At 50.0% G+C, this 19,150-nt stretch carries 13 protein-coding genes; all 13 read right to left on the bottom strand.

Going from position 1 to position 19,150, the window contains the following annotated elements; all coding sequences use genetic code 11:
- Nucleotides 1-6: 6 nt before the first annotated feature.
- The gene (locus KI350_RS09530; protein WP_020451071.1) at nucleotides 7-960 is read right to left on the bottom strand and encodes an ABC transporter permease; all 954 of its coding nucleotides are present in this window, start codon (nucleotides 958-960) and stop codon (nucleotides 7-9) included.
- Nucleotides 961-1,001: 41 nt separating this feature from the next.
- Nucleotides 1,002-2,525 carry an extracellular solute-binding protein gene (locus tag KI350_RS09525; protein ID WP_033155140.1) on the bottom strand — a complete coding sequence of 508 codons (1,524 nt, stop codon included), beginning with the start codon at nucleotides 2,523-2,525 and terminating at the stop codon, nucleotides 1,002-1,004.
- A gap of 86 nt (nucleotides 2,526-2,611) precedes the next feature.
- On the bottom strand, nucleotides 2,612-5,203 hold the full coding sequence (locus KI350_RS09520; protein WP_057957830.1) for an exo-rhamnogalacturonan lyase family protein: 2,592 nt from the start codon (nucleotides 5,201-5,203) through the stop codon (nucleotides 2,612-2,614).
- A 178-nt stretch (nucleotides 5,204-5,381) separates the two neighbouring features.
- A complete protein-coding gene (locus KI350_RS09515) occupies nucleotides 5,382-7,379 on the bottom strand; it encodes a beta-galactosidase (protein ID WP_033155141.1) in 1,998 nt (665 codons plus the stop codon).
- A complete protein-coding gene (locus tag KI350_RS09510; protein WP_023856752.1) occupies nucleotides 7,376-8,020 on the bottom strand; it encodes a rhamnogalacturonan acetylesterase in 645 nt (214 codons plus the stop codon). Before KI350_RS09510 ends, KI350_RS09515 begins: the two co-directional genes overlap by 4 nt.
- A 15-nt stretch (nucleotides 8,021-8,035) precedes the next feature.
- Complete coding sequence (gene mgrA / locus KI350_RS09505; protein WP_020451066.1) at nucleotides 8,036-9,028, bottom strand: L-glyceraldehyde 3-phosphate reductase; 993 nt, start codon at nucleotides 9,026-9,028, stop codon at nucleotides 8,036-8,038.
- A 122-nt stretch (nucleotides 9,029-9,150) separates the two neighbouring features.
- On the bottom strand, nucleotides 9,151-11,037 hold the full coding sequence (locus tag KI350_RS09500; RefSeq protein ID WP_033155142.1) for a rhamnogalacturonan lyase: 1,887 nt from the start codon (nucleotides 11,035-11,037) through the stop codon (nucleotides 9,151-9,153).
- Nucleotides 11,038-11,104: 67 nt separating this feature from the next.
- Nucleotides 11,105-12,736: a rhamnogalacturonan acetylesterase gene (locus KI350_RS23015; protein WP_230368371.1), complete on the bottom strand. Its 1,632-nt coding sequence runs from the start codon at nucleotides 12,734-12,736 to the stop codon at nucleotides 11,105-11,107.
- 20 nt (nucleotides 12,737-12,756) lie between these two features.
- The gene (locus KI350_RS09485; protein WP_035338902.1) at nucleotides 12,757-14,625 is read right to left on the bottom strand and encodes a rhamnogalacturonan lyase; all 1,869 of its coding nucleotides are present in this window, start codon (nucleotides 14,623-14,625) and stop codon (nucleotides 12,757-12,759) included.
- 182 nt (nucleotides 14,626-14,807) lie between these two features.
- Nucleotides 14,808-15,419 carry a YesL family protein gene (locus tag KI350_RS09480; protein ID WP_035338904.1) on the bottom strand — a complete coding sequence of 204 codons (612 nt, stop codon included), beginning with the start codon at nucleotides 15,417-15,419 and terminating at the stop codon, nucleotides 14,808-14,810.
- A 14-nt stretch (nucleotides 15,420-15,433) separates the two neighbouring features.
- A complete protein-coding gene (locus KI350_RS09475; RefSeq protein WP_035338906.1) occupies nucleotides 15,434-16,126 on the bottom strand; it encodes a YesU family protein in 693 nt (230 codons plus the stop codon).
- The gene (locus KI350_RS09470) at nucleotides 16,113-16,829 is read right to left on the bottom strand and encodes a rhamnogalacturonan acetylesterase (RefSeq protein WP_065643299.1); all 717 of its coding nucleotides are present in this window, start codon (nucleotides 16,827-16,829) and stop codon (nucleotides 16,113-16,115) included. The genes KI350_RS09475 and KI350_RS09470 overlap by 14 nt, the downstream gene beginning before the upstream one ends.
- Nucleotides 16,830-16,842: 13 nt before the next feature.
- Nucleotides 16,843-19,128, bottom strand: coding sequence for an AraC family transcriptional regulator (locus KI350_RS09465; RefSeq protein ID WP_065643298.1), 2,286 nt, complete (start codon nucleotides 19,126-19,128; stop codon nucleotides 16,843-16,845).
- Nucleotides 19,129-19,150 lie beyond the last annotated feature (22 nt).

Genomic DNA, 19,150 nt, shown 5'->3' with positions numbered 1-19,150 from the left:
CATTCATTAAAACAGACCGTCCTGGTCAAACTTTTTCGCGATATAATTGGCGCCGAATATCAGAATGATTCCGACAACCGATTTAAAAAGCCCGACTGCCGTACTATAGCTGTATGCGCCTTGCGTAATTCCGACAACATAGACATACGTGTCAAAAATTTCAGCCACGCTCCGGTTTAAAGAGTTGGTCATTAAAAAAATCTGTTCAAAGCCGATGTTTAAAAAACTGCCGATTCTTAAGATGAGAAGCACGACGATCGTGCTTCTGATGGCCGGAAGGGTAATGTGCCACATTCTCCTTAATCTGCCTGCCCCGTCCATCACTGCCGCTTCATACTGCTCCTGGTCAACCGAAGCGAGCGCCGCCAGAAACAGGATCGTTCCCCAGCCCGTCTCCTTCCATATGCTTTGCAGCACAATCATCGGCCTGAACCATTCGGGATCCGAGAGAAATGCAATCTCTTTGCCCGTTATGCTTTGCAGCATTTTATTCATCACGCCCGTATCAACTGTAAAAAAGACAAATGTCATGCTGACGACGATCGTCCATGAGACGAAATGCGGAACATATATAAACGTCTGAATGCACCGTTTATAGATGGCATGTCGCAGTTCATTCAGCATGAGTGCGACAATCAGCGGAGCCGGAAATGCAAAAATCAAATCGAGAGCGGCGAGCATGAGCGTGTTGCGGAGCAGGCGGAAAAAGTCAGGGTTCATAAAGAAATCTTTAAAATACTCGAACCCGACCCATTCGCTCTGCCAAAATCCGAGATAAGGCGAATAATCTTTAAAAGCAATGAACACGCCCCACATCGGCCAATATTTAAATATGAGAAAATATAAAACACCGGGAACAAGCAGAAGATAAAGCCATTTATCCCGTTTTACAGCTTGCAGCCCAGTCGGTTTCTTTTCTGTCTCAACAGCGGTTTTCCCTGTTTTAGCGGTGATTTCCACGTGCTGCATCCCCCCTTTCGTATACTGGTTGAAGATCTGAGCTATTTCGTCTCCTTGTAGCGTTTGTTCAGTTCTTTCATCAAATCTTCACCACCGCTTTTATACCAAAGCTTCACGGCATCTTGAAAGCCTTTTTCATCGATGTCGCCGATGATAAACTGTGTTTTGGCATCGAGAATGATATTGTCAAGCTGTGCCCCTTTTTGGGTGTAAACATCTGAAACGAGCGATTCAGCCGGATTGAATACGGCGATTTTTTCCCCTTCTTTGAGAATCTGTTCACGGTGTTTGAACAGCTTTGATTCTTGTTTTTCCACATGGTATCTTTGTTCGGGAATGCCCATGCTGAACTGCGCAAGACCTTCGTGCTCATAAAGCAGTTTTTTATTATTTTTTTCAAGGGACGTGTACGTTCCGTTCTCAAGCTTATAGTTGCGCCCTTTTATACCGTTGTTGGCAATAATTTGTGCCTCTTCATCGTTCATTTTATCCAGGAAGCTGAGCACTTCTTTCAATTCTTTTTCCGTTTTGACGCTCGCTTTCGGAATGGCAATCATTCCGGCGTATCCCGATGTCGGGAATGTATACGTTCCTTTCGGGCCTTTGACCGTTCCGGTGACGTCGATCACATCCTTGTTAGCGGGATCTGCTTCTTCCATTGCGCTTTGAATTTGTGAGGCCCGCGAACCTGTATCGACGATGACACCCGCTTTTCCTTTGACGATTGGATCGTTCCACTTCGCTGAATCCATGACGGCGAAGTCTTTATTGATCAGTCCCTCATCATACAGCTTTTTGAAAAACCGCAGCGCTTCCATATACTCTTCTGTCGTGAAGTCCGGAATGAGTTCACCTTTTTCGTCTATTCCGTAGCGGTTTGGTGCGCCGAACCACGTCTGCATAATATCCCACGGGCTCCCGTTGCCAAGCCCCATCCATTTCGGCACCACCATGCCGTACGTATCGTCTTTCCCGTTTCCATCGGGGTCTTTTTCTTTAAACGCTTTCAGCACGTCGTAAAATTCGTCGATTGTTTTCGGCATCTCCAGACCGACATTTTCGAGCCAGTCCGTTCTGATGATGATCGAAGCGCGGATCAGGTCCCTCGCCCTGTAAATACCGTAAATCTCGCCGTTGATGGAACTGTTCTTCATCACTTTTTTATCGGCCTTTCCGAGGTTCGGGTAGTCTTTTAAATAAGGTGAAAGCTCCCAAAACGCACCTGATTTGACAGACTTGATAAACCCCGGGGACTTGTCCGTGACGACGATGGCTTGCGGCAAATCTCCCGAGGCCATGACGATGTTGAATTTATCATTATAGGAAGAGTTCGGAACCCATGTCACTTTGATTTGTTTTTTCGTGTATGTTTCGAGCGCTTTTAAAGACGGGCTGTTTTCTCCCGGACTTTCCGGCGACAGGAGCGGAGCCATAATATGAATGGCATCCTTTTCTTTTCCTTTCCCGTCTTGATTGGCCGTCTCATTTGCGCTGCACCCCATCAAGAGCAAAAAAACAGCGGGTGCAGCGAGCCATTTGTTTCCCTTCAGCTTCAGTCTTGCCATTGTACAATTCCCCCTTTTGATCGTCTCAATTGTTCCACTTAAATTTAAAGCGCTTACATTTTTCCGACAACCTTCATTTTTTGCCTTCATGTGCGAGCGGGATGTTCTTTCATTGCCTTGATGATCTTTTCTTGCATGTCCAGATCGGGCGGCATATCTTTAAGCAGCTCGAGCACGGCTATCAAGTTTAGGCACCATTGTGAGACGCAGTTTGTTGTAACCCAGGGAATTTCCGTGATCGTTTTCCAGGCATGGATTTGTTTTGGAGTGATCGGCAGCGGTGTATGGCTTTGTTTTTCATCGAGCAACAGGCGCCACACTTGTTCGGCGAGCTTCCGGTCTTGGCGGAGCCGGGCAGCGTAAGCGGCCATGGCAGCGGAGAACATCGGCCAGTGAAATAAATCATCGTGAAGCTTCCCGCCGCTCCTTTTGCGCTTTTCTTCATCAGTCAGCAAATAAAATTCGCCGAATTCCCCTAGCATCTCCTTCCATTCCACATCCTCAAGCAGTTCTGCAAGCTCCATCCATGTTTGCGGAGCGCCGAAGGCGATGACCATATGATAGCCGCCATGATTCCCGTCCCCCATATGAAGCAGATCTGAAGCTTCAGGATCGTATCCGAAAGTCGGTCCGGACAACAGACGAAGCGGCAGCGCTTTAAGCCGGCCGATCCCCCGTTTGATTTTATCAAGGTACGCTTCATCGCCTGTCCGCTCCCATTCCGTCAGCCAGTTGGAACAGAACGCCGCCCAGTCGGGGCCTACTCTTGCGTGGGCGGGAAACTCTTTTTCTGGATAATAAGCTCTCATCGGATCAAGCGTCTCAAGCGCTCGATCGGCATCTTTTACTTCAGATAACACGTCTCCCGTTCTCTCGTCCGCCGTCAAAAAGTAATAAGGCTTATGAAGGCCGGCCATGCTGATTCTCGCTTCCTTGCACCCGCAGCCCCAATGGAGGACATTGTGCCTTGAACCGAGGCCTTTATACTCCCCGAAATGATAGCAGTCGACTTCGCTAGTGTGACGGGTCATCGCTTCCGCCATTCTGAAGATGTCTTCCCTACCGGATCTGAAAAAAGACTGCCAAAGCCAGAGGTTCGGAACGAGTTCCGTATTTTGCCATGCATAGCCGCCAAGGTCGTACCGCCATACATGCCGGATGGCATCGTACGTATGCATCACATCACCGTAATGCCAATAGCCGTACCAGCTCCGCTGATCGACTTCGTTCATGTAAAACTTGAGAGCCTCGTCAAGCTGATCTTCAAGCACAGCCGAGAGCGGGCGCCGTTTATCTTTCAGGCTCCAAACGCCCAGCACGCGGGTGTGATAATAATAGTCAGGCTCACAAATAAGCAGCGGGGGATTTTGCCATTCGTCCGCCGCTCTATTCAGCTCTTCATCGATCGGCGGATTTGCAAAACAGGCGAGGCTGACTTCGCTCGTATTGGCAATGCCGACGGCCGTTGACCTCATTTCGGCAAACCCTTCATATGCGCTTTCAACATGAGTGTCTTTTGAATAATGACGGAAATCCATCGCTTCAGCTTCAGGAGGCCAAAACCATACCGCCAATTTCGTTTCCCCGCCGGCAAGACCTTTCGCTTCAAGCGATGACGGATATTTTTCAAAGAAGTTCCTGAGCCCGAGTGCGATGCCGCCGTTTTCCCCGCCTGCATACATCAGCCCTTTCGCTCTCTCCCCATGAATCGCGTCCACCCAGGCGCAGCCTTTGCCGGTTCGCTTTTTTAAGCGCCAGTGAACAGGGGAATCCTGGATGAGCTTGAAATCGTTCCAGACGGCGTTTCTCTCAGCATCGCGCACGACTGCCGACTTTTCCGGTACAGGCTGTCCCGCAATCTGTCGTTCATAGAGTCCGTTTGTTTCATTGAATCTTCTCGTCACAAGCAGCTGAGAAGCCTCTCCGTAAATCCCTCCGTCGGCCGCATAGCGGATATGCCTGTTTCTCGGCGCTCCGCTCAAAACCGCGCTCATCTCGAAACCGAGTCCTTTGATCCATTCTGTTTCTGCTTCACAGTCGATGAAGATCGTGTGCACGATCCGGATGGACGGATCACCGGCATAGAAAGACAGCCTGACGGTAAAAGGGAGCCAAACATCGATGCCTCCGCCGAGGTGGACGCCTTCAATCTTGACGACTGTCTTAACCGGACCGTTTTGTTCGATTGCCGTACGTTTGATCATGCTCTCAAACCGTTCAATATGATACATGCATTGTGAATCTGAGCCGCTTCTTTTTTCTTTTAAAGCGATGAGCCGCCCTTCTTTCGCCATCATTTCCCCGGAAATGGAAATCGAACGGATGAGTTCCGTCCCCGATTTTCCAAGCCTGCAGACTATCGCGCCCGTATTCACCGTGATTTCATCTTTCTGCTCACTGACATTCATGACGGTTTTAGGGACGCCGGCCCCCCCTTTTTTCAATGTAAATCGGCTACCGCTTTCTTTAGGGAAGACTGCGGCATGCCCCGTCCATTTAAGCGAGCCGTCAGGCCAATACGCGAGCGGCCATGTTTGCAAACACGGGGCGTTTTTCGAAGCAATGGCGACCGTCTCTCCTTTTTGCAGCACTCCTTTTGCCCAAGGAACTCCCCAGGTCACCCCGCCGAACGCGGCAGGCGCCCTATTCAGCCATTTTAGTTCAGTCTGTGCTTTCATAAGTGTTCCTCCTTTCTGTTTAACCGATTGGTCAGTGAATATTTTCCTGTTTAGCCTTTTGACCGTCAATATTCCTTTTTTGCTTATATTGGAGAGGTGTCTGCTCCTTTTTTTGCAGGCATCATCCCTTTTTTAGCAAAACGAAACAAAAAAGCCGCGGGCAAGCGCCTGCGGCGATTCATTTATTCTCTGAAAACAAAACCACGCGGTATTCGTGCGGGCCGAGTGTCACGCGTCCGGATACGGGCCTGTCGGACAATAAATCGGTTCCGTTTCCGTCAAGTGTCACTGCGCCTCCTTTGCCGTCCATATTGATCACGACCCAGACAAGACCGTCTGCTCCTTTCCGGGGCGCGACGACTGTTCCGGGAGTGGCATCGGTTTTCTGTGTAACACCCGCTTCTTCTGCGTAATGACTGATCAGCTTTTTCATCATGATGTCACCCGCTTCGCCTGCCGGCATCGACCCGAGCATGACGATTTTTCCTTTTCCGCATTTATGCTCTGTGATGAACGCTTTTCCTGACGCCGGGCCTTTTTCAATTATCCCGACAGCCTCGGTGCCGCCGGCTTTAAAAACAGCGCTCCACAGACTCAGCGGCGCCTTTACGCCAAACGCCGCTCCACTCGAGTTCCGCTCATCCATCGGAAATGTATAAAGCGTTTTGACTCCGGAACTTTTTTCCAACTCCCCTAATCCGCAATCAGTGTGAACCGTATGATTTTCTGTTCTTCCGCCCGTCAGCGGACCCGCAATCCAAATGCCGCCACTTTGTGCAAAGGCTTCGGCTTTTTTGATAAACGCAGGCGGAAGATAGTGAATAAACGGCGTAAACAGCAGTTTATAGCCGTCAAGCGAGCTCCCTTCAAGAATGACATCTCTGTGAATGCCCATCTTTAACAATCGGTTATAAAACTCGGTGATCAGTGTTCTGTAGTGAAGACCCCGATGTGGCTCCGTTTTCAAAAACACCTTTGCACGATCCGAATAGACGACGGCTGTTTCAGCCTGCAAAGGGTCCGTCGCCAGCATGATGTGCTCAACCTCCCGTCTCGCCTGCTCGACTTCGAGCACATGATCATATCCCACATCAGGCTCCCCCCATGCGCTGATCACTGATCCATGCGGCTGTTCAGATCCGGCTCTCTGCTGACGCCACAGCCAATAGCAGAACGCGGCTCCGCCAAGAGCATAAGAAGAGACCGCTTCAGCCTTCAAATAGCCGTTTTGATGAGGCACGGCATAGCTTTCAAGCGAAGCGCTGTAGGAAGGGCTCGTTTCCATTATCCAGAACGGCCGTCCTTTTTTAATGTTTCTCCATAAATCACAATTAAACAAAAAGGCGTCACTGTTTTCCTGGCTGGCGTACGTATCAAACGAGGCGAAATCAAGGCTCTTGAAAAGATCTTCATGATCAACGCCGAACATGACGCTGCTGTTATGGGTGATCGGGGCGTTGGAATATGTTCTGATCACCTCAGCCTGCTCACGCGCAAATTCAGAAATCTTGTCCATCGAAAACAGCTGATACATCGTCCTTAAAGAAGAATTGTGCAAAAACGGGGTCGGTCCGGGCTGCGGAACTTGCTCGAAGCGCTGATACGTTTCGCTCCATACGCCTGTACCCCAAGCCTCATTCAGACGGTCAATCGTCTGATAGCGGTCTTCCAGCCATTTGTGCCATAATGTGTTGCACGTTTCACACATGCATTCTGCGACATGGCATTTGAATTCATTGTCAAGCTGCCACCCGATCAATCCCGGCAGTTCTCCGAGCTCTTTGGCGATATGTTTGATGATCAGGCGGGCCCGCTCTCTAAAATACGGATGGTTTGTGCAGGCATGCTGCCTCGAACCGTGTCCCATCGTCTCTCCTTTTTCATTCACATGCATTCTTTCCGGATGCCCGTGGGTCAGCCAGATCGGCGGTGTCGCAGTCGGTGTGCACATGACCGTTTCAATTTTGTTATCGTGGAGCTTTCGGATGACGCCGGCAAAAAATCCGACATCGATCCTTCCTTCTTCCGGCTCCATCCTTGACCAGGCAAACTCCCCGATTCTGACGACATTAATCCCTGCTCGCTTCATCATCCAGATATCTTCATCCAGCACGTCCTCATCCCATAATTCGGGATAAAAGCAAGCGCCGTGGTACAGTTTTCCGTTCATCTTCATACCGTCTCTTTAACAAACGGCAGACCGAGCTCTCGAATGCCGATAGAGACAAGCTTCGCCATTTCCCGGGCCCCTTTTTTCGTAAAATGTGTGTAGTCGTTGACATTTTCCGAGATCATAAAATATTTAAATACCTCGCTGTACCCTTTTTCTGCAAAATGCTGCAGGCTTTTGTCCATTAAATCGATCAAGCGGACGTTTTCTTCACTTGCCACCTGCTTCATCGCGATGCAGTAGTCCGGGAAATCGTTCAAAAAGACGCCGTCCTTGTAATGGAGCCTTGCGACAGGCGTGATGAGAAGCGGCGAAGCTCCTTTTTGACGCGCGCCGTCGACGTACATTTTCAAGTATTGTTTATACGTTGTATACGGCTCAGTATAGCGTTCTGGTTTGTCTTTCGACGCGTCATTGTGCCCCATCTGAACGAACAGCCAATCGTTCTGTTTGATTACATCTAAAATCGATGCAAGCCTTCCTTCTTCAACGAACGTTTTTGAACTTCGGCCCCCGATGGCCCGGTTGATCACCTGTACATTTCCGGATACATAAGACTGGAGAAATTCGCCCCAGCCTCCTTGAGGCGAATCCGCCTTATAATTTTGCACGGTCGAATCGCCGGCCAGATAGATGCTGATTGTCATCACGACCACTCCTTTTTATGAAAGAATTTTATCAATTGTGTCGAGCTCTTCAGCTGAGAATCGAGCGGACTTAAGAGCAGCGGCATTTTCTTCGATCTGTTCGGTTTTGCTTGCACCGATCAGCACCGAGGTGACGCGCGGATTTTTTAAAAGCCAGGCTATCGCCATTTGCGGCAGGGATTGGCCGCGTTCGGCCGCCACTTGATTCAGCTTGCGGACTTTGCCGAGCACGTCTTCTGTGATGCTCTCGGCCTGCAAAAACGGACTGTTCACATCTGCGGCTCTTGACCCGGCGGGAATCCCAGTCAAATATTTCGTTGATAAAAGCCCTTGAGCAAGAGGTGTAAACGCGATCGCCCCGGCTCCTTTTTTCTGCAGCACTTGCAGCAGGCCGTTTTCCGGTTCTCTGTGGAACATTGAATATTTGGGCTGATGGATGAGGAGCGGAACCCCGTATTCTTGCAAAATATCGGCCGCCTTTTCGGTCTGTTCGGCGCTGTAGTTCGACAGACCGACATATAAAGCTTTTCCTTGCCTGATGATATGGGCGAGCGCTCCCATCGTCTCTTCCAGCGGTGTATGGGGATCAGGGCGGTGCGAATAAAATATATCGACATAATCTATGCCCATTCGTTTTAAACTTTGATCAAGGCTTGCGACGAGGTACTTTTTTGACCCCCAATCGCCGTATGGTCCGGGCCACATCGTATAGCCGGCTTTCGTGCTGATGACCATTTCATCACGGTAGCGGGCAAAATCGGTTTTCAGCGCTTTTCCGAAAGTTTCTTCGGCAGAACCGGGGGGCGGACCATAATTATTCGCCAAGTCAAAGTGGGTGATTCCCAGATCGAATGCTTTTCTTAACAGTGCTTTGGCATTTTGAAACGAATTGGCTTCTCCGAAATGATGCCAAAGCCCTAAAGACAAAGCAGGCAGTTTTAAACCTGAATGCCCGCAGCGGTTGTATTTCATATTTTCATAGCGTGTATCACTCGCCTGATACTCCATATGAATCCCTCTTTTCATTTTGGAATGAAATCGCTTACCATTCATTTTATGGGAACAGGCTGTGAGATTACAATCATACTTTTTTGTATATTTAATAAACCTGAATGAACCGGCGATCTCTGTCACTCTTCATGTCTCTTACAGGGAGCGGTATAAATATTCGGCCGGGGCGGCTTGTCCATTCCGGTTCCCAAATAAAATCCGGGGTGAGGCGGCTGATTGTAAGCGACATTTTGCCAGGCTACCCCCAAGCGGTAGACGGGATCGTGCATGAACGTATAGAAACGATGTTCAGTCAGCTCGGTCGTTGTGTATATTCGCAGAGCATCGCTTCGCGTGGTGCGGAATACGACATCTTCGCGCCAATCGCCGAATAGATTGGCCTGAAGCACGGGCGTCCCTTTCGTCCAATTGTTAGACAGCGTTCCGTCAGCAGTGAGCAGATTGACCAGCCTGCCGCTGTGATAGTCCCATTTATCAATTTTCGGGATGCCGGCGGGTTCTTTCCAATCGTGGTCAAGCAGCTCGCGGAGAAGATCGCCGTCCCACCAAATCGCAAAATTGGCCGAAGCCGGAGCGGCGTCGCTGAGCTTTTCTCCCTTACTCGTATAGAGGCCGTATGATTTCCCTTCATTACCCGGGGGATCGATCGCCCAGACAAGCGAGCCTTTATAGCGGGGATCGATATGCGCGGCCATTCCCCGCCCAACATCTGTATCGGCCGGCACTCCCCAGAGGATCTCCCCTGTACCCGCATCGCGAAATGAGAGACCGTACGGAAGGCGCGGGTCTTCATGCACTTGGAAGACTTCCAGCCCGGGTCGATCCGGGTCAAGATCGCTCACATGCATGGCGTCACCGTGCCCAAGCCCTGTCGTATAAAGCCCTGTTCCATCATGATCCACGGCCATCGCACCGTAGACGATCTCATCTTTCCCGTCATCGTCGACATCCGCGACGCTCAGACTATGGTTTCCCTGCCCTGCATAACCTTCGTTTCCGGGCTTGTCGCTGTCAAATGTCCATAGCTTGGTCAGCTTGCCGTCCCGGAAGTTGTAAGCGGCAAGCACCGTTCTTGTGTAATAGCCGCGCGCCATAACAAGACTCGGCCTTTCACCGTCCAAATAGGCGATGCCTGCCAAAAATCGATCCATGCGGTTGCCGTATCTGTCTCCCCAATCCTCAAGCCTGCCCCGCGGCGGATCGTAATCCACGGTTGCCAATTCCCTTCCCGTTTCCCCGTGAAAAATCGACAAATATTCAGGCCCGTCCAAAATTCGTCCATTTTCATTTCTGTAATCGGCAGCAGGATCGCCAATCACCCGACCGGTTCCGTCAACCGTTCCGTCAGCTGTCTTCATGGCGATTTCCGCTTTCCCGTCGCCGTCAAGATCATAGACCATCAATTGCGTATAATGGGCGCCCGCGCGGATGTTTTTCCCGAGATGAATCCTCCACATGAATGTCCCATCAAGCTTATATGCATCGATGATGACTTCTCCGGTATAGCCGTTGTGTGCATTATCTTTCGAATTGGACGGGTCCCATTTGAGCACAATTTCGTATTCTCCGTCGCCGTCGAGATCTCCGATGCTCGCGTCATTGGCGCTGTACGTATACTGTACGCCGTCAGGAGTTGTCCCGCCGTCAGGCTTGTTTAACGGAACATCCAAGTACGGCTTCTGCCAGACAGCTGTTTTGTGCGACTGCTCGACTTCCTGATCTCCGAGAACCTTTGTCACATAATAGACAGATTCTCCGTTTCCGTGTTTATCAAGAAAGTTGGTCGATGATGAAACGGGTGTTGAGTTGATTCTGTGACCGTTGCGATATAGGTTGAAAGCCGTTTCTTCCGGATCTGTTCCTAAGAGCCGCCAGCTGAGAAAAACCCCTTTTTTTGTTTTTACGGCCACAAGTCCGCGGTTCAAGCGTTCCATTTGCCTCGGTTTTGCCGTCGATTTCACCGGCCGAACGCGTTCAGCTGCTGCATGTACGTCTTTTTCTCCCATCGTCCTCTCTCCCCTTTACGGTATGGAATGGCGAACGGGAGAACCGGAGACCGGCTCTCCCGACACCTTATTTCTTGAGCGAATGTTTCAGCGGATACATGTTCATATCGGCGATTTCTTCTGTTACGAGCCTTGCCAATTGGTTGGCGCCGAACTCGTGAACATGCACCCTGTCCTGGATTCCGTCTGGATAATTCGGGCTTTCTCCCGGCTCTAAAAACATAAATACGTTTTTAGTCGCTTCAACGCCGATCTCGTTGTAATAATCAATGCTCTTTTTATTTAAATCGAGCACCGGAACGTTCATTTCCCGTCCGAGCTGTCTCATTGCGTTCGGATATTCTCCGATGCTGTTGTAAAAAACGCCCTTTTCATCATAGGTTCGTTTACTTTGAGAAGTGACGAGCACAGGCCGTCCTCCTTTTTCGCGGGCTTTGTTAATGTAGGTTCTCAAGTATTCCTGAAATGTCGTATACGGATCTGTATGACGGGCCGGATCTTGCCCGGCGTCATTGATGCCGAACTGAATCAACAAATAATCGCCCCGTTTCATCCGGTTTAAAATCGTATCCAGCGACCGTTCATCCACAAAACTTTTCGCGCTTCTCGCGCGTTTCGCCTGGTTGTCGATGACAATTTCATCCGAGAAATAGCCGCCTAAAAATTGCCCCCAGCCTGCCATCGGCGCATAACCTGGTTCATAATCGGAAACCGTGGAATCTCCCGCCAGAAAAACCGTCGTCTTGTCATCCGTTACATGATAAGCCGTCTTCGTCAAGACCAGCGCATTGAGGCGCGGCGCTGTTCTCGCTGCTAAGGCTTGAATGGAAAGGCGGCCGCCGGAAATATGAATCGGAAACGTTTTTTCGTTGTATCCGCCCGCTTCCGCTCCAAATGAATAGAGCTGAATCATGCCATTTGCCCGTACGTCCATGTTCGTTTTTGCTCGGGCATCTCCGGTTATCAGCCGGACATGATATTGACCGTCAGGCAAATCGACCGTAAACGCCGTTCCATCCGGTATGCAAAAGTCTGAACGAAGCGGATCGGCGATACCGCGGTCCGTACAAGTCACCTTTGTTGTGTCGTCAAATCCGTAGCCTTTTAAAGGGGTATAAGCCGATTGCGCGTCTATCGGAATAAAGCCCGAAGCAAGAGGCCCGTCACCGAAATCAAACCGATACACCTTCGAAATTTCGACGGCATACACTTTTGGCTGAGGTCCTTTCCACTCCAAATCGAGACGCCCGTCTTCCACCGTAACGGTGAACGCTTTTTCGGCTGAACTTCCCTTTGCTCCGGCCGGGATCGTTCCCATTTCCTCTCCTTCGGCATAAAGCTTCAATTCACCGCGGGATGAGGCAAATACGGTTACGCGGTATTCGCCAGGAGAAAGAACCGCCAGAAAAGCCGTCCGGTTCACGACACAATAGTCTTTCTTGAGCGCTTCTTTTTTTTGCGTCTTTTTGCACACAGCGTTCCCTGCCCGTGAAAACCCGTAGCCTTTACCATTTTGATACGCGGAGGCCTCGTTCACTTTCACATAATCCTTCTCAGCGGGACCTTTTCCAAAATCGAACAGAAAAAGATCCTGACTGTGATGTGCGGCAGCGGCTTTCGGCTGCGCAGGTCCCTCAATCCCCGTGCTGAAGAAGAAAAGGAGAAGGATGGCCCATACGCAACGAACATATCGCTTCATTATGCAGCTCCCCTTTTCCATCAGCGTGTATAAATGTTCGGCTTCTCAGGTGTCTGCATGCCTTCGCCTAAATAAAAGCCGGTGTGCGGCGGCTGGTTGTAGCCGACATTCTGCCAGGCGATTCCGAGGCGATAGACGGCATCATGCATCAGCGTATACAAGCGGTGTTCCGTCATATCTGTCGTCGTGTAGATGCGCAGTTCGCTGCTGTCATCTGCTCGCCAGATCACTTCTTCGCGCCAGTCTCCGAGAATGTCAGCCTGCAGGGACGGCGTCGCTTTTGTTCCGTTATTTGCCGAAGCTCCAGATGCTGTCAGCAAGTTAACGGTTCGCGAATTTCGATAATCCCATTTATCAATTCTGTTGCTGTCCAGAAGCTCTCTTTGGAGATCGCCGTCCCACCAGATGCCGAAGTTCGTTGATGAAGGCAATGTGCTCCCGATTTTTACGCCTTTTGCCGTATAAAGACCGCCGTTCGCCCATACTTCCGCTCCTTCGTAGCGCGGATCGATATCAGCAGCCATCCCGCGTCCGACATCCTTGCCTGCGTGCACTCCCCAGATGATCTTTCCCGTTTTCGCGTCCCGGAAAGACAATCCATAGGGAGAATTGCTGTTTTCATGCACTTGAAAGACTTCGAGTCCCGGTCTTGAGGGGTCCAGGTTTCCTGTATGCATGGCATCCCCATGTCCCCATCCGGTTGAATAAAGGCCTTTACCGTCATGATCGACAGCCATCGCTCCGTATATGATTTCGTCCTTTCCATCTCCGTCAACATCAGCGACGCTCAAACTGTGGTTGCCTTGACCGGCATAGGCGCCATTTCCGGGAGCGTCCGAATCGAACGTCCACAGTTTGGTCAGCTTTCCGCCTCTAAAGTTGTAAGCGACAAGCACTGTTCTCGTGTAATAACCGCGTGCCATGACAAAACTCGGCCGCTCCCCGTCAAGGTATGCGACACCGGCCAGAAAGCGGTCAACCCTGTTGCCGTAGCTGTCTCCCCAATCGGCTACATTTCCCCGGGCAGGTTCGTAGTTGACCGTTGTAAGCTCAGCGCCTGTATCGCCTTTAAAAACCGTCAAATACTCAGGCCCTGACAAAATTCGGCCTTGGGCATTGCGATAATCGGCGTTTGCATTTCCGATCACCTTTCCCTTGCCGTCTTTCGTCCCGTCGGCTGTCTTCATGGCGATTTCCGCTTTTCCGTCGCCGTCAAAGTCATAGACGAGAAACTGTGTATAATGGGCGCCGGCGCGAATGTTTTTGCCAAGGTTGATTCTCCACATCATGGTCCCGTCAAGCTTGTATGCGTCAATCAGCACGTCTCCCGTGTATCCGTCCTGTGAATTATCCTTTGAATTGGAAGGATCCCACTTGAGAATGATTTCATATTCGCCGTCTCCATCAAGATCGCCGACGCTCGCATCATTGGCGCTGTATGTGAATGACACCCCATCAGGCGTTTTTCCCCCGGCCGGTTTTTGCAGCGGAACAGATTTGTATGGTTTATTCCAAACTCCGGCGGTTTCAGAAGGAGCCTGCTCCACGCCGTTCAAAACGGCGCGCACCTGGTAAACGGCATTCGAATCCCCGCCTGCATCCTGATAATTTGTACTCGATGTAATCGGGGAACCGTTCAGCTTCTCTCCGTTTCGATACACATTAAATGAAACAGAAGCGGGCTCGGTTCCGAGCAGCCGCCAGCTCACAAAGACACCGTTCCCCGTTTTAACAGCGACAAGCCCCCGGTTCAGCGACTCCATTTGCCTTGCCTGCGCAGCCGTCCGCCCGTCTGCTTCCGCTTGTTCCGAGAAGCCGGTCACAAGCGTAATGAATAAAAGAGATGACGCGGCCAACAGTTTCTTCCACCTTTTCTTTCCTTTTTTCATCATCTTCTCCCTTCGCCTTTTTTGTAAGCGCTTACTTAAAAGGGATTCTATTATGGCTTCCATTTTTATTCAATTGCACTTTTTTGCCGAAGGGAAAAGATGTGTTCAAGTCCGATTTAAAGCGGTTCTCCTTTTTCAATTGATACTTTTTTGCTCACTTTTCTCATTTTTGCACGGTTCAGCTAGCCTTCCAGACGCAAAAAACAGCGATGTGCAATGAACATTAATACAAGAGCAAACAAACTGACACCATAAAATGGGATCAGTCCCGGAACCGTCAACAGCACATAAACGACAAAACCTCCAGCAGCAGCCATTCCGGCCGTCGTCAAAGGACGAACGAGACCGATCAGTGCAGCCTGTGAAAAATAGCGGGCAAACGGCAGCTGAACGTGAACGTAAAGCGGAAAAATATACACGAAAACTACGACATACATGAGTCCGGCCATCAGTGTGGCATAGCTGATGATGATTGAAAATAAATCCTCACGGAGGCGGAAAAATTGATAGTTTACTAATAAAATTGTGCCGGCGGCGAGGAGGATGAGGCCAAGTCCGTTTGTTTTGAAAAACTCTTTTTTATACGTTTGATAAAACGTTTTGAATACCGGTGCGTCCGTCCGGCCGAGCAGCCACTTGCGCACGACCGTGAACATCGCGGCCGTGCTCGGAGCCCAGCCGAAAACAACGCCTCCTCCCAGCGTGAATAAAACCCAGAGCGCGTTCAGCCAGGCGATTTTCATGATCGCTTCACAAGCGCCGTACATCATCGCCATCACGCCTTTTTCCCGCATGTCCGATCCCCCTTTCAGTCGCGCAGCAGCCTGCGCACTTCAAAGTTGGCGTAGGCTGCTTTCAGCGGAGCCATTTGCCTGAAGCCGATTTTTCCTCCTCCGTAAACCGGGCCGAAACGCCTGCCGTCATCCTCCCATTCCAAAATGGGCAGCCCGTTGATTGAAAAATGAACGGATGCCCCGTCTTTTATGAGCTTCATCCGATAGGGAGGCAAAGCGTCATTAGCGGGCGGAAGCGGGTCGGCTCCCTCACAGACGAGGTGAAAACCGCGGCTTTTCCTGAGGTTGCATGTTCGGAATGCTCTTTCATCAGCATGCTTATGTCTGAAATACGACAGGTGCAATGTGTTGATGTCCCCTGAATGATATTGCGGATATTTCCCTGTTCTCTCCGCCAGCCGCCCGTCAAATAAATCTTCCCCATTGATCCCGGTGGCTGCAAAAAATATCATGCATAAGCCGGGCTCCCGCACAGGATAGAAATCCCACTTCACAACTATTCCATCAGGGAATGTCTCTGGACACCAGTAAACAAAATGGGCATCGTCTCCATATTGCTCAGCATCGAGTTCATTCTCCATATGCAGGCGGCCGTTCGGAAAACGAACGATTCCTTTTCCTTCCATCACCCAGCCGCGGAGATCTTCAGGAGACGATAAAGGGTTTTGATAAATCAGGCTTCCTTCTCTTGCATTACACTTCGGCACGGAAGTCGCTCCTTTCACAATGAAGATAAGCCGCTAGAGGCAGGCCGAGCTCTCTGATTCCTTCTGTTACCAGCCAGGCGACTTGACGGGCCCCCGCCTCGGAAAAATGGGTATTGTCTTCAATTCCATTTGGATAATGAGGATGTTCATGCGGCTGAAAGTGGACGAACAGCCGTTTTGAGTCTTCCGTTCCGAGAGATTCATAGAGCGCTTTTGTTTTGGACCATAAATCGATGAGCGGAACTTCGAAGCGGTCAGCGAGCGCCTTCATCGCTTTCGGAAAATCTCCGAGTGTGTCGGCAGGCTTTCCGTTTTGATCAAAGCGTCTGCGCTCTGCGGAAGTGATCAAAACCGGAGTCGCCTGTTTTTCGCGAACCGCTTCAACATAGCGGACAAGATGCTCCTGATAGGTTGTATACGGGTCTGTTCCGTACGGTTTTTGATCGTTGTGGCCGAACTGGATCAACACATAATCATCAGGCCCAAGCCGCTCCGTAATGTCATCGAGCCGGCCTTCATCAATGAAGCTGTTCGAACTGGCCCCGCCTTTTGCCATATTCACGACCACAGCCTCATCTGAGAAAAACAGCGGAAGCATCTGTCCCCAGCCGGCCATCGGCGCTTCATGCGGAGGACAGTCTGCGACGGTCGAATCCCCGGCCAAATATACTGACACTTTTGGCTTTTCGTCTGTTCGTTTCATAACACTCTCCCTTTCACGAAGATTCCTGATGAATCTGCCTGTAGCGGCTCGGCGGAATGCCGACCTGCTTCTTGAAAATCCGGTTGAAATAGCTGTGTCTGTAGCCGACTTCTTCAGAAACGTCATGGATTTTTTTATTCGTTTCAAGAAGAAGCTCTTTCGCTTTTTCGATTCTGAGACGGGTAACATAGTCGATAAAATTGATGCCGGTTACTTGTTTGAAAGCTTTGCTCAGCGTATACGAATTCGTCCCGGCTTGATCAGCGCAGCTTTCAAGCGAGATATCGTTCATATAATGCTGATGAATCATCTCAAGCACCTGTTCGACAAGCCGTTTTTGCTGTCTGTTTTTCCTGCCTTCCATTTCTTTAAGATACGGGCTTACGACACGCTCCATCATCCAGCCGACGGCCCTTTCCGGCTCCCTCAGCTCTGAAAGCTCCTGCAGCAGATTTTTTCGGCTGAACAATTCATAAGGGTGAAGGCCGGAATGAAAGATCTCTTCCTGGATCTTTGCCAACAGCTGCATCATGCCCGGCTGGATGCGGATTTCCGTCTTTCCTTTTTCGGACAGTTCCCGGATGAACAGCCTGATCCGCCTTTCGACTTCATCCCTTTCTTCAAGCCGTAACGCCCTAACGACCTCTTTTTCAAGGGTGAACGGATAGTATGATTCAACGGGAGTCATGTCTTCCTTCCGGCTTAAATCGATCACCTGGCTGGCGTTTTCGAACTGTCTGTAATGCCTGCCTTCTTTCACCTCTTCATACATGCCGGGAATGTCTTTTAACATGTGAGCGGTTTTTGATACCGTCACTGTGACGTGGAGTCTTGATATGCCGCAGATCACATCCGTCAGCTCACGGACAAATTGGGCGGTTTCTTCCTTGAAGGCTGTTTTCCTGCCGCTCATCAGCAGCACAGCAAGCGATAACGAACGGACATCGGTCATATAAATATGTTTGAAAGTCCTACCAGCCAGTTCGCGCGTAATGTTGCCCAGCAAAAAACCCGTCAGACTTTCATCCTTTTTTGTAAAAGCTCCGTTCCCTTCGTAAAGTCCCGTCAGCTGGATATCGATGATGGTAAACACATTGTCTTTCGCTTCCCAGCCCCACCTTTTCAGACGATCTCTCAAATTCCTCTCTGATTCATCTGCAAAGTATCCGCCGAGAAGGCGCTGAAAAAAAACGTTTGCAGCCTGGGGCATTTCCTTTTTCAGTCTGCCGCTTTCCTCAGTCAGGTCTTCCCAGCGCTTCTCGAGCCAATGAAATTCATCCGGAAAATGAGCGGCCTTACCCTCTCCTGAGCAGAGCTTGATCAGCCTTGCGACAGGTGAATAAATTTTGTGTGACGCATACCATGACAGAATGAAAGCAAGAACGATCCCGGCGATGCTGACCGACGCGACGAGCTTCGATAAAAACAACACCGGAGCCGTAATCGCCGACATCGGTGAAGCCGAGACATAGGTCCATTCCTGGTTTAATCTGTCCATTCGTCCGTATGAAACGGAATACGCCCCTCCGTCCCAATCCATCACAAAGGAGCCCTGTTGATTTTTTTGTTTCTCAAGCATCCCTTTTAAAACGCTTTCAAAATTGGCTTTGCCGCGTTTGCTCCCGGAAAAAACAGGCTTTTGATTATGATGAAAAAGAAGCGCTGTTCCCTTTGAATACGGTGAAAGGCTTTCCAGCAAATGCCCCATTTCTTTTTCGTCAATCGTTAAAATCAGCGCGCCGAACGGCTCTGAGATGCCTCCCGGAATTTTGTGGACAAGCGCCATTCCGTAAGGAGCGGCGCTCATGTCTTTCCAATAAACGTTTTGACAGCCTTCAAGCAACGAATGATAGGCCTTTAAGATGTTCCGGTCGGTCATTCCGCTGTATTCCGGATTTAAAAGAATCGGCTCTTTCCCTTGAATAAACAGTTCAACCTTGTGAATGAGCGGATTTTGATCCTGAAGCACAAACAGCGATTTTGAGAGCCTGTACGTCGTTTGAAAATCCGTTTGCAGATCGGCATCGGCCAGACCGTTCATCAGGCGCGGATCATATGCAAGCTGGGAGAGCATGATCTCAAGCCCTTCCAGCTTGTCATCGATTTGGCTGATTTGGCGTTTCACCTGGTTCTCGTGCATTTGTTGGAGCTCTTTTTCAATTTTTGCAGCGGAAAACAAATAGATTCCTGCACCCGTCAATAAGCCAGGAATACACGCAATCAGCAGAATCAGCACAAAGCTTTTTTTAAAAAAACTTCCTTTTCGCCGTGAAACATATCTTTGATGCAGCTTTTTCATCCCTCTCCCCCCACTGCAATGA

It is taken from the genome of Bacillus sp. J41TS8, from assembly GCF_018333035.1.
Taxonomy (GTDB): Bacteria; Bacillota; Bacilli; order Bacillales; family Bacillaceae; genus Bacillus; species Bacillus paralicheniformis.
This window is presented reverse-complemented; position numbering and strand designations above follow the sequence as displayed.

Bases quoted from the DNA above. Each gene is read 5' to 3' on its own strand.
- KI350_RS09510 (WP_023856752.1), bottom strand. From the start codon at position 8,020: ATGACAATCAGCATCTATCTGGCCGGCGATTCGACCGTGCAAAATTAT.
- KI350_RS09485 (WP_035338902.1), bottom strand. From the start codon at position 14,625: ATGAAAAAAGGAAAGAAAAGGTGGAAGAAACTGTTGGCCGCGTCATCT.
- KI350_RS09515 (WP_033155141.1), bottom strand. From the start codon at position 7,379: ATGAAGATGAACGGAAAACTGTACCACGGCGCTTGCTTTTATCCCGAA.
- KI350_RS09465 (WP_065643298.1), bottom strand. From the start codon at position 19,128: ATGAAAAAGCTGCATCAAAGATATGTTTCACGGCGAAAAGGAAGTTTT.
- KI350_RS09500 (WP_033155142.1), bottom strand. From the start codon at position 11,037: ATGGGAGAAAAAGACGTACATGCAGCAGCTGAACGCGTTCGGCCGGTG.
- KI350_RS09520 (WP_057957830.1), bottom strand. From the start codon at position 5,203: ATGAAAGCACAGACTGAACTAAAATGGCTGAATAGGGCGCCTGCCGCG.
- KI350_RS09480 (WP_035338904.1), bottom strand. From the start codon at position 15,419: ATGCGGGAAAAAGGCGTGATGGCGATGATGTACGGCGCTTGTGAAGCG.
- KI350_RS23015 (WP_230368371.1), bottom strand. From the start codon at position 12,736: ATGAAGCGATATGTTCGTTGCGTATGGGCCATCCTTCTCCTTTTCTTC.
- KI350_RS09470 (WP_065643299.1), bottom strand. From the start codon at position 16,829: ATGAAACGAACAGACGAAAAGCCAAAAGTGTCAGTATATTTGGCCGGG.
- KI350_RS09525 (WP_033155140.1), bottom strand. From the start codon at position 2,525: ATGGCAAGACTGAAGCTGAAGGGAAACAAATGGCTCGCTGCACCCGCT.
- mgrA (WP_020451066.1), bottom strand. From the start codon at position 9,028: ATGGAGTATCAGGCGAGTGATACACGCTATGAAAATATGAAATACAAC.